The 14,867-nt window shown below is 70.8% G+C and carries 12 protein-coding genes; 9 read left to right on the top strand and 3 right to left on the bottom strand.

Annotated elements, in window-relative coordinates:
- Positions 1-120: 120 nt before the first annotated feature.
- Genes OEY_RS0105610 through OEY_RS0105640 form a run of 7 tightly spaced genes read left to right on the top strand, consistent with a single transcriptional unit; the run spans position 121 to position 8,797 of the window.
- Positions 121-1,182 carry a glycosyltransferase family 4 protein gene (locus OEY_RS0105610; RefSeq protein ID WP_010592928.1) on the top strand — a complete coding sequence of 354 codons (1,062 nt, stop codon included), beginning with the start codon at positions 121-123 and terminating at the stop codon, positions 1,180-1,182.
- Positions 1,179-2,333 carry a glycosyltransferase family 4 protein gene (locus OEY_RS0105615; RefSeq protein WP_010592929.1) on the top strand — a complete coding sequence of 385 codons (1,155 nt, stop codon included), beginning with the start codon at positions 1,179-1,181 and terminating at the stop codon, positions 2,331-2,333. The genes OEY_RS0105610 and OEY_RS0105615 overlap by 4 nt, the downstream gene beginning before the upstream one ends.
- On the top strand, positions 2,330-3,622 hold the full coding sequence (locus tag OEY_RS0105620; RefSeq protein WP_010592930.1) for a lipopolysaccharide biosynthesis protein: 1,293 nt from the start codon (positions 2,330-2,332) through the stop codon (positions 3,620-3,622). The genes OEY_RS0105615 and OEY_RS0105620 overlap by 4 nt, the downstream gene beginning before the upstream one ends.
- Positions 3,619-4,710, top strand: coding sequence for a CgeB family protein (locus OEY_RS0105625; RefSeq protein ID WP_010592931.1), 1,092 nt, complete (start codon positions 3,619-3,621; stop codon positions 4,708-4,710). Before OEY_RS0105620 ends, OEY_RS0105625 begins: the two co-directional genes overlap by 4 nt.
- Positions 4,707-6,095 (top strand): hypothetical protein, encoded by a 1,389-nt coding sequence (locus OEY_RS0105630; RefSeq protein ID WP_010592932.1) that lies wholly within the window; start codon positions 4,707-4,709, stop codon positions 6,093-6,095. Before OEY_RS0105625 ends, OEY_RS0105630 begins: the two co-directional genes overlap by 4 nt.
- On the top strand, positions 6,082-7,416 hold the full coding sequence (locus tag OEY_RS0105635; RefSeq protein WP_029539903.1) for a polysaccharide biosynthesis tyrosine autokinase: 1,335 nt from the start codon (positions 6,082-6,084) through the stop codon (positions 7,414-7,416). The genes OEY_RS0105630 and OEY_RS0105635 overlap by 14 nt, the downstream gene beginning before the upstream one ends.
- A gap of 25 nt (positions 7,417-7,441) precedes the next feature.
- The gene (locus OEY_RS0105640) at positions 7,442-8,797 is read left to right on the top strand and encodes a glycosyl hydrolase family 28-related protein (protein WP_010592934.1); all 1,356 of its coding nucleotides are present in this window, start codon (positions 7,442-7,444) and stop codon (positions 8,795-8,797) included.
- 29 nt (positions 8,798-8,826) lie between these two features.
- Here OEY_RS0105640 and OEY_RS0105645 read toward each other — a convergent pair whose 3' ends face one another.
- Entirely contained in the window at positions 8,827-9,936 is a 1,110-nt protein-coding gene (locus tag OEY_RS0105645; RefSeq protein WP_010592935.1) for a glycosyltransferase, read from the bottom strand.
- Positions 9,937-10,289: 353 nt separating this feature from the next.
- Between OEY_RS0105645 and OEY_RS0105650 the strand changes: the two genes are divergently transcribed.
- Positions 10,290-10,964 (top strand): GNAT family N-acetyltransferase, encoded by a 675-nt coding sequence (locus OEY_RS0105650; RefSeq protein WP_272942264.1) that lies wholly within the window; start codon positions 10,290-10,292, stop codon positions 10,962-10,964.
- Here the strand turns inward: OEY_RS0105650 and OEY_RS0105655 are convergent.
- Positions 10,906-12,315, bottom strand: coding sequence for a polysaccharide pyruvyl transferase family protein (locus tag OEY_RS0105655; protein WP_010592937.1), 1,410 nt, complete (start codon positions 12,313-12,315; stop codon positions 10,906-10,908). The genes OEY_RS0105650 and OEY_RS0105655 overlap by 59 nt on opposite strands.
- 255 nt (positions 12,316-12,570) lie before the next feature.
- On the opposite strand from OEY_RS0105655, the gene OEY_RS0105660 reads away from it, so the two are divergent.
- Complete coding sequence (locus OEY_RS0105660) at positions 12,571-13,950, top strand: glutamate-1-semialdehyde 2,1-aminomutase (protein ID WP_010592938.1); 1,380 nt, start codon at positions 12,571-12,573, stop codon at positions 13,948-13,950.
- On the opposite strand, the gene OEY_RS0105665 is transcribed toward OEY_RS0105660, so the two are convergent.
- On the bottom strand, positions 13,935-14,822 hold the full coding sequence (locus OEY_RS0105665) for a MazG family protein (protein WP_029539902.1): 888 nt from the start codon (positions 14,820-14,822) through the stop codon (positions 13,935-13,937). The genes OEY_RS0105660 and OEY_RS0105665 overlap by 16 nt on opposite strands.
- Positions 14,823-14,867 lie beyond the last annotated feature (45 nt).

Raw genomic sequence — 14,867 nt, forward strand, 5'->3', positions numbered from 1 at the left:
TCGGGATCGCACCGCATTCCCTCGACCCCTCGCGGACGCCGGGCGGCCGACGGCGGTGTCGCCGTGACACCCTCCGCCCCTACCTCCGATCGTCGGCCCGGCGCGCCGCTGCGGATCCACATGACCGGATCCGAGTGGTTCGCCACGGCACCCGGCGGGCTGAACCGGTACTTCACCGACCTGTACCGCGCCCTGCGCCACCGGCCGGGCGTCGACGTGTCCGCGATCGCGTTCGGCGACCCGGAATCGGGCGGACAGAGCTGGGGTCCGACGGGCGGATCGACGCTGCGCCGAGCCTGCGCCGCCTTCCGGGACCGCACCGCGCTGCCCCGCCAGGCGATCATCGACCGGCACTTCAGCCTCTACGGGCGTCCGTCCGTCGGCCGGGGCGGCCCGCACCCGCTCGTGGTGCATTTCCACGGGCCGTGGGCAGCGGAGAGCCGCCTGGCCGGATCCGGCGAGATCGCCGCACGCGCCAAGTACCAGCTCGAGCGCGCGCGATATGCCGGCGCCGACCGGTACGTGGTGTTGTCCGGACACTTCCGGGACGTACTCGTCCACTCGTACCGCGTCCCACAGGACCGCATCCGGGTCCTCCCGCCCGGGGTCGACCTCGACCGCTTCCGTGCGACGGACGTCCCGGGTTCCGCACGCACGGTGCTGTGTGTGCGCCGGCTCGAGCGGCGGATGGGCGTGCACGTCCTTCTCCGCGCCTGGCCGGGCGTCGTCGCCGCACATCCGGACGCCCGCCTGGTGATCGTCGGCACCGGCACCGAGGAGGCCGCGCTGCGGACTCAGGCCGCCGAGTCCGCAGTAGGCGATTCCGTCGTATTCGAGGGCCGCACCGACGATGCGCGGCTGGCACACCTGTACGAGCAGGCCGCCGCGACGGTCGTGCCGTCGGTGGCACTCGAGGGCTTCGGGTTGATCGCGCTCGAGTCGCTGGCTGCGGGCCGCGCCCCTGTCGTCACCGACTGCGGCGGTCTGCCCGACGCCGTGCGCGGACTCGACCCGTCGCTGATCGTGCCCGCAGGCGACGCCGAGGCCCTGGCCGACCGGCTCGCCGGTGCGCTCTCGGGCCGGGTGCCGGGGCGACGGGAATGCCGCCTCCACGCCGAAACCTACTCCTGGGACGTGGCCGCCCAGCGGCACGTCGCGCTGTACGCGGAGCTGGTGTCGTGACCAGCGCGCTCTTCGTGACTCACACGGCCGCACCGTCCGGCGCCGAGATCGCCACCGCCCGGTTGGCGAAGGCGCTACGGGACCTCGGTGTCGACGTGGCCGTGGCCTTCGCCCAGGACGGTCCGATGGCAGAACGGTTGCGAGCGGTCGGCGTCGGCACCACGATCCTGCAGGGCACGTTCGACAGCCGGGCGATGACGGTCACCGATCCCACCCTGCCCGGGTTGCTCGCCGGTTCCGCTCGGCTGATCCGGCTCGGATGGGAGCTGGGAGCCGTCGCTGTCGAGCGGGGTGCCACGGTGGTGATCGCCGAGAGCTCGAAGGCACTGATCATGGGCGCCGTGGCGGCGCGCCGAGCGCGAGTTCCCCTGATCTGGCACGTGCACGACCGGGTCTCCGCCGAGTACTTCGGTCCGGTGCTCGCCACGATCGTCCGGGGTCTGGGCCGCTCGCTCAGCCGCGGTTACATCGCCAACAGCAGATCGACGATGTCCTCGTTGATCCCGCGCCGGTGCGCCCTCGTGGCGTATCCCGGCGTCGAGCCGGCACGGAGTGCACCGCGGCCGCCGCAACGGGAACCGGCGGAGACGGTCGTCGCGGTCGTCGGACGGCTGACGCCGTGGAAGGGACAGGACGTGTTCCTGCGTGCCGTCGCGGAAACGGCAGTGCGTCCGGCGCACATCTACCTGGTCGGCGGCACGTTCTTCGACGAGGAACCGTACCGCGAGCGACTCGAACGCCTCGCCTCCGACCTCGACCTACCCGTGACCTTCACCGGGCATGTGGACGACCCCGAGGGCTACATGCGGGCCGCAGACATCCTCGTGCACTGCTCGGTCATCGCAGAGCCGTTCGGCCAGGTGGTGGTGGAGGGGATGCGGGCCGGATGCGCGGTGATCGCCTCCCGCCCGGGTGGCCCCACCGAGATCGTCGATCCCGGAGTGAACGGACTGCTGGTCGACGCCGGTGACCGACACGGGCTCACCGCAGCGCTGGACACCCTGATCGGCGACCCGGACCTGCGCAGCCGGTTGGCGGTCGCGGCCCGGCAGCGCGCCGAGAGCTTCGACATCACCGAATCCGCGCGGGCGGTGGCGCGTTTCCTGGACACGCTCGGAGTCCCCTCCCACGCGGAGGTGGACGCCACATGATCGAGGAACGCGGAATGAACAAGGCCGTCGCGCTGGTGCGGGACATCGGCTTCGTCAGCTTCGGCAAGTACGGTCAGTACGTCGTCACGGCCGTGACCCTCCCCCTCATCGCGCGCGTCCTCGGGCCGGAAGGGCTGGGACTGCTCGCGATCGGAATGTCGGCCTACTTCATCGGATCACTCCTCGTCGATCTCGGGATCACCCAGTTCCTGGCGGCGAAAGTCCCCAACTCGGACGTCAACCAGATCCGCGGCGACTATCTCACCATCCGCCTCACTGTTCTCGGCACCCTCGGCACGGCGCTCGTCGCCGGCCTGATGCTGGGCGTCGACCCCCACGTCCACATGATCCTGCTCGGCTTGTTCGCCGGAGGCTTCTGGTCGGTGTCGGAGGACTGGGTGTTGATCGGGCAGGGCAGGTTCGTCGCCTCGACGGTCTACCAAGGGGCCGGCCGGCTCGCGTACCTCGCGCTGTTGCTGGTGGTGCTCCCGCGCTTCCCGAGCGCCTCGGTGGCATTGCTCTGCATGCTCGTCTCGTCGATCCTCACCGTGGCGCTCACCTGGCGGGATTCGCTGCGCAAGTACGGACGTCCCGCGCGGCCGCGCCGGATCGTTCCCACCGTCCGGATGGCCGCACCCGTGTTCACCTCCCGCCTGCTCGTGGTCAGCTACGGGCAGGGGGCCGCGGCCATCTACTCGGCCGTGCTCGACGCGGCATCGCTCGGCCTGTACTCGGCCGGCGACCGCCTGGTGCGGGCCGTGCAGTCCATGCTGGATCCGATCGGTTTCGCGCTCCTGCCGCGCATGGCCCGTAGCAGCGGCGGCGCTCGGTTCTGGCGGCGCGCGACCCTCGCGATGCTCGCGTGCGTCGGCATCGCCGTCCTCGTCACCGCGGCATTGTGGATCGCCGCGCCGCTCGCGGTGCGACTCGTCTTCGGCAGCGACTTCGCCGACGCCGTCCCGCTCCTTCGCGTCGAGGTCCTCATCCTGCCGGCGACCGCACTGAGTTCCTTCGTCACGACGGCGGTACTGCCGGTGCGGGAGGACACCTCCGGCGTCCTGATCGGCGCGATCATCGGCACCTGCATCGCGGCCGTCGCGCTCTACATGGCCTTCCGGACCCATTCGGTGTGGGCGCTCGTGTACGGCACCGTCGCCTGCGAGTTCGGCGTGGCCCTGTGGTACGTCCTGCGGACACGGCACCTGGCTCTGCGCGAACGGCGACCCGCGCCGTCCGAAGCGGACGTCGACGCCGCCGACGTCCCCGTTCCCCGGGGGGAGAAACGATGAGAATCCTCTACATCGGCGACGACTGGGTCGGCAGCAACGCCCGCTCGCTGGCCGACGGCTTCCGGCAGGCGGGACACGACGTGGTCGTCGTGGACACGACCTCCGTGACGCTCCCGGCGCGGTTCTCGCCGCCGTGGATCTACTCGAAGACCCGAGGACAGCGCGCACCGTGGGACCTCGACGCCGTGCACCACCGGATCGAGTCGATTGCGGCGGACTTCCGGCCCGATCTCCTGTTCTGTTTCCGCACAGTACATCTCGACCAGCGCCGGTTGCTCGACACACCGGCCCGCCTGCACGTGCACTACAGCCCCGACGATGCCTCGAATCCGTACAACACGTCACCGGGTTACCTCCGGTGCGAACGCGAGTGGGATCTGGTGGTCACCACGAAACGGCACAACGTGCCGGAACTGATCGATCGCGGAGCCCGCGCGGTGAAATTCGTCCCGAGCGCCTACGATCCGGCCTGGCACCACCTCTCGGCGCGTCGGGACCCGCGCCGGTACCTGGTCGGATTCGTCGGCAACTGCCGGCCCGACCGCCGCGACACCGCCGTCGCCCTGGCCCGCCGTTACGGCGAGCGGATGCTCGTCCGTGGCCCCGGCTGGCGACGCGTGCCGGCACTGCGTCGCACCCACGCCGTCGTCGGCGGGCCGGTGTACGGGGAGCACTTCTCCGTGTCGGTCGCCTCGATCACGGCCAATCTGGTGTTCCTCAACTCCGACAACCGCGACACCCACACGTGCCGCACGTTCGAGGTGCCGGCGGCCGGCGGGTTGTTCGTCGGGCAGCGCACGAACGAGCACGCGGCGCTGCTCGCGGAAGGCCGCGAGTGCCTGCTCTTCTCCGACGACGACGAGCTGCTCGAGATCCTGCAATGGTGCGAACAGCATCCCGAGCAAGCCCGCGCGATCGCCGAGGCCGGACACCGACGGATCGTCACCGGTCACCATCGGTACGTCGACCGGGCGGCGGAGATCGTCGCGGTGCTGGAGGACGGAGAGAGCTCGCCCGGCGCGGGCATCGCCGGGCTCGCACCCGCCGTGGTGGACCGCGACCGCGGAGTGCAGGAGGGGGCACGGTGACCGGCCCCGGCATCGAACTCGTCCTCGTGGGCACCGCGCTGATCACGATCGTCGTCGCGGCCGCCTACATCCGCGGCGTCGCGCGGGTGTTCCTGATCGCGCAGGCCGTCTACTGGACCCTGTCGTACATCGCGCGTCCGCTCGTGTTGCTCGCGGTGCAGCCGCGACCACGGTACGCGGACAACATCGCCGACCCGCGGCTGGCCACGATGGGCTACGACCGTGGCATCGCGGAGGTCCTGCAGCCGGTGGCGTTCGGCCTGTGGGTGTACGCCGGTGCCGTGGTGGCCTACGCGATCTGGGCTCGCCGGCACCACCCCGCACCGCGGCCGGCCGCCGGGGACTTCGTCCCCACCCTGGCGGCCGTGTACGCCCTCGGTCTCCTCGGACGCGCGGTCACGTACCTCACCGGATCGACGGGGCAGGCCGGTGACGTCCAGAGTTCCAATCCCATACTGGGATTCGTCGCCCAGCTCGCCACTGTCGGGGCGATCGGCCTGATCATCTTCATCCGGCCTGCGGACCGCCGGACGACCGTCGCACTGCTCGCAACGCTGCTGACGGTGGAGTTGCTGTGGACCGTCGTGGTCGAATCGAAGACGCCGATCATGAGCGCCGCGATGGCCGTGGCCGTCCGCTTCGCCATGTACGGCTGGACGCGACTGCGCGTGGTGTACGTCGCCGTGATCTCCGTGGTGGGCATCGGCGGGTTCGGGTGGCTGCAGTCGATCAAGCAGCCCGACTACATACAATCCGAAGTCCTGGCCCGAGATTCGGCGTATCCGCCGTGGGTGCAGCCGTATCTGAGCATCCTGCGGCGGTTCGATCTGCTCGAGGCGGCCACGGACAGCTACTACATGACCATGCGCCCGTGGATGACCCCGTTCGAGGTAGTTCAGCACGGTCTCCAGAGCCTGATTCCCGCGCAACTCCTCGGCACCGAGAAGCTGCGATCCGGCACGGCGTGGGCCACCGAGGTACGGGGGTCGTCCATGGACATGAGCCGGGTGTCGGTATCCCTCGCCGACGGGAACATCAACGAGGGCTTCGTCATCGCCGGCTACGCGGGCGTGGCGGCCGGGGTGCTGTTCACCTTCGGCCTGCTCCTGCTCGGCGTGCGGGCGCTGCAGGCGCGGCACATCGTGGTCGTCGGCCTGGGCCTGGCGATCACGGCATCCCCGATCCTCTTCGAACGGGGAATTCTCGGCAGCATGGAGGTCATCGGCAAGTCCCTCCAGCTCGTAGTGCTGATCTGGCTCGTCGACATGACGGTGCGCGAATACCGCACACGCACCGGCGCGGCGAAAGACCCGGTCTCGGCACCACACGAAATCGGCACAGTCGTCGGGGTACGAACAAAGGGGTGGAGCAATGGCACTGAGTGACTACACGGGCATAATCCGGCGCAGATGGTTGACGGTGGTGGCGACGGTCCTCGCCTGCACGGCCCTGGCGTGGGCGTACGCGTCGACCATTCCGACCGCGTACGTGTCGACGACCCGGATGTACGTGTCGATGGCGACCGGAACGTCGGTCAACGACTCGTACCAGGGCGGTCTCGCGGCGCAGCAGCGCATCACGTCGTACCCGTACGTCGCGACGGGCGCCACCGTCGCGGACCGGGTGGTCGACAGGCTCGGGCTGACCATCTCCCCGGGCGAGCTCCAGGGCAAGGTGTCGGCGACGTTCCCGCCGGCCACGACCCTGCTGGACATCACGGTCACCGAGACCACCCCCGAAGCCGCGCGGCAGCTCTCCCGGGCCGTCGCGGACGAGTTCGCGCAGCTCGTCGCGGAGATGGAGACCACGGTGATCGGAGCGGCACCCGCCGCCCGGGCCTCCGTGATCGATCCGGCCCCGCTGCCCAGCGCACCCGTCGGCCCCGACACGAAGCGCATCCTCGCACTCGGCGTCCTCGCCGGTCTCGGACTCGGATTCCTCCTCGCGTTCCTCCGGGACCGGTTCGACCCGACGATCCGGACACCGGAGCAGCTCGGCCGCACCGTCGGCCTGCCGATCCTCGGGACGATCTCGCGCAGCAACACCGACGCGGCGAAGGACATCGGGCGCCTGCGGGCCCACATCACCGCCGCCCGCGGTGACCGGGACCGGATGGTGGTGATGCTGACGAGCTTCACCGAGCGCTCGAAGCCGTGCGTCGCGGCCCGGCTCGCGAAAGCACTGGCGGACACGGGTGCCCGCGTGGCGCTGATCGACGCCGACACCTCCGGGGACGGAGTCACGGGCCGGCTCGACATGCAGTCCTACGCCGGTATCGCGGAATGGCTGCGCGACCAGTACCCGCCGCTGACCGAGCTGCCGACGTGGTCGGAGGCCGGAGTTTCGGTCCTGCCCCTCGGCGCCGCCGACGAACGCACGCCGGACCTGCTGACGTCCGAGCGGTTCGCCGACATCCTGTCCGGGCTCGGGGAGCATTTCGACTACGTCCTCGTCGCCACCGCCCCCGTGCTCACGGACTCGGCCGCCCTGAGCCTGTCCGCGCACTGCGACGCGACGATCGCCGTGGTCGAACTCGGGACGACGAAGGCACCCCGGGTACGGGCTGCCGCGGACAGCTTCGCCGCGTCCGGGACCGGCCTCGTCGGTGCGGTGGCGACCGTCCCGGCACGCGCGCGCCGGTTCCCCCAGCCGAAGAAGCGGCGCACGCAAGCGGAACCGGACCTCGGTCTCGTCTACTCCCCCTAGTCCCGAGGGTCCCGGAGGTGAATGCATGGCCGACGAGGTGGTGAGCCGCCGGCGACTGCTGGCCGCGTCGCTGGGCGCGGCCGCAGTGCTGCCACTGGCGGCGTGCCCGTCACAGCAGGCGCCACCGAACGTCGAAAGGGAGGTCTCCGAGGTGTCGAGAGTGTCGCCAGGGCGCAACGTACGGGACTTCGGGGCGGTCGGCGACGGCATGGCCGACGACACCGAGTCCATCGCCCGCGCGGCGGCGGCCGGGGAGGGTCCCGCAGTGCTGTACCTGCCGGCCGGGTACTACCGTGTCACCGCGTGGCCGGATCTGCCCGACTTCTCGACGGTCACCGGCGACGGTGGCGACGTCACCATCGTCTTCTACGAGGGCGACGGCACCCTGGTCTCCCTCCGCGACCGGCACCGCGTGCGGTTCGCGCGGATCGGGTTCTATCTCACGGGCCCGGAAGCGGTGGCCGTGTCGCTCTCGGGCTCGTTCCGGTGTTCGTTCGATTCCGTCGTGCTGCGGGGCAGTCACCTCAGCGAGAACTTTCCGCAGTACCGGGCGCAACAGGGTGTCGTCCTCGAGAGGAACACCGGCGGAACGTCCTTCGTCGACTGCGACATCAACAACTTCGGCATCGGGATCGTCACCTCGTGCATCCAGAACTACCTGACGGCGTCGAAGTTGACGAACAACTACGTCGGCGTCCTGGGTACCGGCAACGACAACAATGCGGGATTGTCGTTGACCAACGTGGAGTTCGTCTCCGACAACGACCCGAGGACGACCGACAGACACGTGCGGGTCGACGGCGCGGCCAACAACTGGTGGCTGACCAACGTGTGGTTCGAGGGCGCCGACATCGCCCTCTCGATCGGCGAACGCGGCCGCGGCGGCCCGTCTCAGCTCGGTCTCGTCAACTGCAAGATTGCGGCCCGAACCGTGTGCCTGGACCTGGTCCATTGCCGGCAGCCGTATCTCGCGAACGTCCGCTTCGATCCGGACACCGAGGTCTTCCCCACCGAGTTGCGGATAGACCCGGAGGGCTGCCCGGAGGGGACGGCCGTCAACCTCGTCTCCAGCGCGTCGACCGACATCGATCTCGCGGTGTTTCCGGAGGGCTGGAACGTGACCGGACGCGGAATCGTCTCGGGCGCGGTGTTCGCGGGACCCGTCGTGGCCCGCGCGGTCGACGAGACCGATCTGCTGCAGGCGCAGAACCGGGACGGGGAAACCCTTTCCGCGATTCTGTCCGACGGGTCGTGGCTGTCGGACCGGCCCGGCTCTGCTCCGATCCTCAGGGACGACGGCGGAAACTACTGGCGGTTGCGGGTCACCGCCGACGGCAGGCTCGGAACGGATCCGCTGGGTGACCGACGGCCGTCGGGATGAACGCAGGCGCACCGCCCGTGCGGCCGCGGTCAGGACAGCACGTCGTCGACGACCTGCTGCATCCGCTCCCGGAACACGGCGTGCGAGAACGTCTCGGCATGCGCGCGGATCACGGCGGCGTCGTAGTCCGACCCGTCGAAGTCCTGCATGGCGGCGGCGAAGTTGTCCACCAGCTCGGCGTCCCTGCCGCCTGAAACGAGCCGCCCGGTCACCCCCGGCACGACACTGTCGAGGGCCCCGCCCGCGCCGAGGGCGAGCACCGGCGTGCCGCAGGCCATGGCCTCGACCGGCACGATCCCGAAGTCCTCGAGCCCGGGCATCACCAGAGCCATGGCACGCCGGTATATGTCGACCAGCTGCTCGTGCGGCGCCCGCCCGACGAACGTCACCGTCGGCCCCGCGATACTGCGACAGTGGTCGAGGCTGCGGCCGTCGCCGACGACCACGAGACGCACCCCGGCCGCGTTGGCGGCCAGGATCGCCAGATCGGGTCGCTTGTACGGCACCAGGCGCCCCGCGAGCAGGAAGAAGTCCTCCCGGGGAAGACAGGGATCGGGGGTGAACGACTCCGTGTCGACCGGCGGATGCACGACGACGGCGTCGCGGTGCCACCACCGGTTGATCCGGTCGGCGACGGCCGTGGAGTTCGCCACGATCCGGCGCAACCGCGGCGCGGCGGCGAGTTCGGCGCGCCGGGCGGACGACGCGAGCAACGCCAGCGCCGCCCCTCCGAGCCGGCCACCGGCCTCGCCCTTGCGCAGCGAGGCGTCCCACGCCCACCGGGCCGGGCTGTGCACGTACGCGATCGTCGGCACGGTCGTGGCGAACACGGCCTGCGTGGCGAACGCGTGATGGCTGACGAGCACGACGTCCGCGTCGGCCAGGTGCATCCCGCGAAAAGCCCGCGGCATCAACGGCAGAAGCGGCGCGTACGACCGCTCCCCGCCCAGGTGGTACAACCGGTCGAGCCACGTCGTGTCGGTCCGCGTGCGCAGGACGGGTGGGATTCCCGACGAGCGCGCGATCGGCACGTGGGCCCGCGCGTCCGGCCACTGCACGGCCAGCTGCTCGACGACGTGTTCCGAGCCCGCGATCTCGGTGAACCGCTCGTGGACGAGGGCGACGCGGGGGGCGTTCATGGACCGGGACGACCGGCGGCACCGGCGCCGCGAGACGTACGCGGGGATCCTCGATCCGGACGGATCATGCACCACCCCTTTCGGTCCGGACTGCTCGGACGACCTCCACCCCAGCATGGACGGTACCAGCACGCGACCTCCGCGTCAGGGCATTCGGGCTGCTCGCACGGGCTCCGCGGGCGGGCGGCCCCGACCCGATTCCGGATCCGATTCGACCGTTCCGGTCGAAACCGTACGGCTCCTACGGGTACGCTTGGCACACACCCTCGACCGCCGATGCCGCCGTTGTCTCGTCCACCCCGGCCGGACCGCTGAGCAGAGGTGAACGCGTGAAACGTCCCAGGCCGTCGGTCGTGCTGTCGTCAGCCGGCCGCCTCTATACCCGCCCCCTGCGGCACCGGTTCCGCCGCCGGCAAGGGCGCACCCTGTGCTTGCGGATCGGTCCGGTCGAGGTGTCCGGACACGTTGTGTCCCTGCGGTCGCCACGGTTGTCCGATTGGCCGCAGTGGCAGGCCATCCGGCTACGGGATCAGAAGTTCATCGAGCCGTTCTGGACGTCGTCCCCGCGCCCCTGGGCGCAACGGCACACCGAACGGGACTGGGCCGACGAGTTCCTGCACGCCCGACGCGAGGCGCGCGCCGGGCGGGCACTGCCCCTCGTCATCGAGGTGGACGGCCGGCTCGCCGGTCAGTTCAACCTCGAGCGCATCGACCGGTGGGCCGGCTTGGCCGAGGCGGGAGTGTGGATCGACTCGACCCTCGCCGGCGAGGGAATCGCCCTCGCCGCCGGTTACCTCCTCGCCGAGTACGCGTTCGGCACCGTCGGACTGCACCGCATCACCGCGCCCGTGTGCGTCGGCAACGCGCCGGCGGCGCACTGCGCCGAGCAGGGCGGGATGCGCCGGGAAGGCACCATGGTCAGTTATCTCGATGTGGGCGGCCGGCGCAAGGACCACGACCTGTGGGCCATCACCGCGGAGATGTGGGCGGCGCAGAAGGACCGGATTCCAGATCGCGCCCGTCGGTGAGCTCGCCGTCGACAAACCGCGCGATGCGGTCGAAGACGGCCCTGCTCGCCCGGATCTGGTCCTCGGCCCGGGCCAGCAACGCGGGCCGCGACTCGGGCGCGCCGGCCCACATGCTCCGGATTGCATCGCGGAGCCGGTCCTCCATCCCGTCCCGGTCGAGCCGCACCGTCTCGATGCCGGTCCCGAACATGGAATTCAGGCCGGCGAACTTGTCGTCGTAGTACCGGGACGTCGACAGTCCCACCACCGATATCCCCTGGGACAGCGCGAAGACCGCGACGTGGTAGGCGCCGGTGACGATGATCCGGCACCGGCCGACCTGCCGCGAGAGTGCGCGAGCGCCGGCGAACCGGCCGAGGGGCCGCACCGCGCCGGGATATCCGTCCAGGAGCGGCATCGTGGACCGTCGGTCCTCCGCGTCGTGCTCGGACACGATCAGCGGAACGATTCCGCCACCGTATCCGGCCGCCGCATCGCGCACGACACGACCGACGGAGTCCTGGATCACGGCCCCGACCGGTGAGTACTCCGCGACCCTCAGGCACACCCCGAGGTCCGTGCCGAGCTCGGCCCGGCGCGTGGAATAGCCCAGTTCGACCGCATCGTCGCCGGTCACCACGATGCGCTCCGGCGGAACCCCCAGGGAGCGCAGCAGTTCCGGGCCCCGCACGTCCTCGCGCAGTGCGATCAGGTCGACCCGCGGAAGCACGCGCGCCGCCCGCTCGAGCAGGTCCGGTTCGGTCAGCGGGCCGAGACCCTGACCCGTCATCGCAGTGGGGATTCCACGCTCGGTGGCGTATTCGAGCAGATCCAGAGTACGTTCGGTCTGGAACCGATCGACGTCGGTCATGTATCCACCGCCGATCGCCACCACGACCGAGGCCGTGTCCACCGCGTTCGGCACGCATCCACCGTCCCTGCTGAGTGCAGCGCGGCCCGGAACGACTGTCCTCGACGCGGGCTCGTTGCTCGCGGCGCCGCGGCCGACAACTCGCCACACCCGCCGCGCGACCCTCCCCGGAAGAGCGACGGCGGCGTCCCAGCCGTTCATCGGCACACCCGCGACCTCGGGGCCGATCCGGCTCATCGGACCCGGCCGCCGGCGCCACCGCGGCCAGTTCCCGCCCCGCTGGTAGCAAATCGGATCGACACGCGATTCGTAGGCGCGCAACAACGCCGGGGCGGAGGTGAGAACCCCGATCCGTGCATCCGGCCACCGTTCGGCGAACCGCCGGACGGTCACGTCGAGAATCGCCAGATCGCCCCTGTTGTTGAGCCAGTACTCCCCGTTCTCGAGGAGGACGCGGACTTCGGACCGGGGGGACGCCGCGCGTGGAATGCGATTCGCCATGTCAACACCTTCGGGCATTCGCAGAGTCGGGGATCTCGGGCCGCAAGCCACACGCGCCTGCCCGAATTGTCCGGGCCGGCAAGGTAGGTCGAGTCGACTCGAACAATACCCGATTCCGTGCGGCCGCGTCCGTACCGTGGGCGCTGCCGGTCGGGGCGGGCCGGGTACGCAACACCGAATTCACCCGTTCACCACGACGATCGTCGCCGCGGATGAAACAATCGAAGCCCGCGCAAGTTCTCCGGGGGTTCGCGCATGAGTCACCCGTCCGAACATCTCCGTCGATCGTTCACCCGGTCGACCGCACTCCAGGCCCGGCTCCACGAGATCGTGCCCGGCGGTGCGCACACGTATGCCCGGGGCTCCGACCAGTACCCGGAATCCATGGCACCCGTCCTCGAACGCGGGGCGGGGGCCCGCGTGTGGGACGCCGACGGAAACAGCTACGTCGAGTACGGGATGGGCCTGCGGTCGGTGACGCTCGGGCACGGCTACCGTCCCGTCGTCGACGCCGTCGCCACCACGATCGCCGACGGCACCAACTTCAGCCGGCCCACCACTCTCGAGGTGGCCGCGGCCGAGGACTTCCTCGCCCTGGTGCCCGGCGCCGACATGGTGAAGTTCGCCAAGAACGGCTCCGACGCCACGACCGCCGCGGTGCGCCTGGCCCGGGCCGTCACCGGCCGCCGGCACGTGGTGGCGTGCGACCAGCCGTTCTTCTCCGTCGACGACTGGTTCATCGGCACCACCCCGATGAAGGCAGGAATCCCCGAGGAGATCACCGAGCACACCCACCGGTTCCGGTACAACGACCTCGACTCGCTCGACCGGGCGCTGTCGGCCAGGCCGACCGCGTGCGTGATCCTCGAGGCCGCCACCGCCCTCGCCGAACCCGATCCCGGCTTCCTACCCGGCGTGCGCCGACTGTGCGACAGGCACGGGGCCCTGCTGATCTTCGACGAGATGATCACCGGATTCCGCTGGTCCGAGCACGGGGCACAGGGCGTGTACGGCGTGCGGCCGGACCTGTCGTGCTGGGGCAAGGCGATGGGGAACGGCTTCCCCGTCGCGGCCCTCGCCGGCCGGCGCGAATTCATGGAGCTCGGCGGTCTGCGCACCGACGGGGACCGGGTGTTCCTCCTGTCGACCACGCACGGACCGGAGTCCGGCGGACTGGCCGCGTTCCGCGCGGTGGTGCGTGCCTATGCGACCGAGGACCCGATCGGCCGGATGGAAGCGGCGGGCCGCAGACTGGCCGACGCCGTCAACGCCGCGGCCGCGGACCTCGGCGTGGACCGGTACGTCCAGGTGATCGGTCGACCGTCCTGCCTGATCTTCGTCACCCGCGACCCGAACCTGCAGCCGTCCCAGGAATTCCGCACGCTGTTCCTGCAGGAGATGCTCCTCCGGGGTGTACTCGGGCAGTCGTTCGTGATCTCGGCGGCCCACACCGACGCCGACCTCGAGGAGACGGTGGAGGCGGCGCGCGGCGCCCTCGCGGTGTACCGGCAGGCGCTCGACGCGGGCGGGGTCGCCGGCTTCCTGCACGGCCGGCCCGTCGCCCCGGCTCTGCGCGCCCGTGCGGAGCCGCGGCGGCTCGGCGAGGCGCCGGTCGGAACTCACTTCTCCCAGTAACGCACCCATGCGTCCGCGTCGAGACCGCCGTACGGCACGCCGTCGGCGTGAGCGGCCTTCTCCGTCGCGCGCACCGTCGCGACGAACTGCAGCGTCGCGCTGCGCAGCGCGTCCTCCGCGCCACCGTCGCCGGTGACGTACACCGTCCGGAGTTCGGGCGGGACGAGGTGCGCGGGAAGCCCCGCCCGGGTGGCCCGGGCGATCACCTTGTCGGTCAGCGCCAGCGCCGGCTGCGCCGTCGCGATGCCGTCGAGGCAGGAGGGCCGGGCCTTCTCCGCCGCCTTCGCCACCTCCCACGCCGCCTCCTGCTCGGCCACGTCGATCGGGCCGGTGTGACCGTTGGTCAGGTGCGGACTGCGCGACGCGAGCTTGGCGACGAGCGTGTCGGCGACGTCGTCGACGGTGAACGGGTCGGTGCCGGACTCCTCGGCGATCCGCGAGTGGAACAGCACCTGGAGCAGCAGGTCTCCCAGTTCCTCGCGCAGCCCGTGCGGGTCGCCCTCCTCGATCGCGTCCAGCAGCTCGTACGTCTCCTCGAGCAGGTAGCGGCGCAACGAGTCGTGTGTCTGGGTGACCTCCCAGCCGCCGAAGCCCCACAGCCGGTCCATCACGTCCACGGCACGCAGCAGGCGCTCCCCCGGCGCGGGCGGGGCGGCGATCACCCGCTCTCCCCGCCGTACGCGGTCGCGCACCGCCTCGTGTCCCGCGTCGACGGCGATCAGCGTCTCGGCGCCGGATCCCACGGTGGCGCCGAGGGTTTCGCGCACCGACACCGGCACGTCGTCGGTGCAGTCGAGCGGCCCGGTCAGCAGCGGCACCGCCTCGAACGGCACCGATCCGGGCCGGTACGGGTCGAGCAGAATCACCGTCACCGCCGTCGCCTCACTTTCCCCGTCGCTGCGCTCGCCCCGGTCGCA

The organism is Rhodococcus sp. P14, assembly GCF_000256505.1.
Lineage (GTDB): Bacteria > Actinomycetota > Actinomycetes > Mycobacteriales > Mycobacteriaceae > Rhodococcus > Rhodococcus ruber.

What these genes read in the sequence shown, in the direction of transcription:
- OEY_RS0105625 (WP_010592931.1), top strand. Translation starts at nt 3,619, where the DNA reads ATGAGAATCCTCTACATCGGCGACGACTGGGTCGGCAGCAACGCCCGC.
- OEY_RS0105645 (WP_010592935.1), bottom strand. Translation starts at nt 9,936, where the DNA reads ATGAACGCCCCCCGCGTCGCCCTCGTCCACGAGCGGTTCACCGAGATC.
- OEY_RS0105620 (WP_010592930.1), top strand. Translation starts at nt 2,330, where the DNA reads ATGATCGAGGAACGCGGAATGAACAAGGCCGTCGCGCTGGTGCGGGAC.
- OEY_RS0105610 (WP_010592928.1), top strand. Translation starts at nt 121, where the DNA reads ATGACCGGATCCGAGTGGTTCGCCACGGCACCCGGCGGGCTGAACCGG.
- OEY_RS0105640 (WP_010592934.1), top strand. Translation starts at nt 7,442, where the DNA reads ATGGCCGACGAGGTGGTGAGCCGCCGGCGACTGCTGGCCGCGTCGCTG.
- OEY_RS0105635 (WP_029539903.1), top strand. Translation starts at nt 6,082, where the DNA reads ATGGCACTGAGTGACTACACGGGCATAATCCGGCGCAGATGGTTGACG.
- OEY_RS0105660 (WP_010592938.1), top strand. Translation starts at nt 12,571, where the DNA reads ATGAGTCACCCGTCCGAACATCTCCGTCGATCGTTCACCCGGTCGACC.
- OEY_RS0105655 (WP_010592937.1), bottom strand. Translation starts at nt 12,315, where the DNA reads ATGGCGAATCGCATTCCACGCGCGGCGTCCCCCCGGTCCGAAGTCCGC.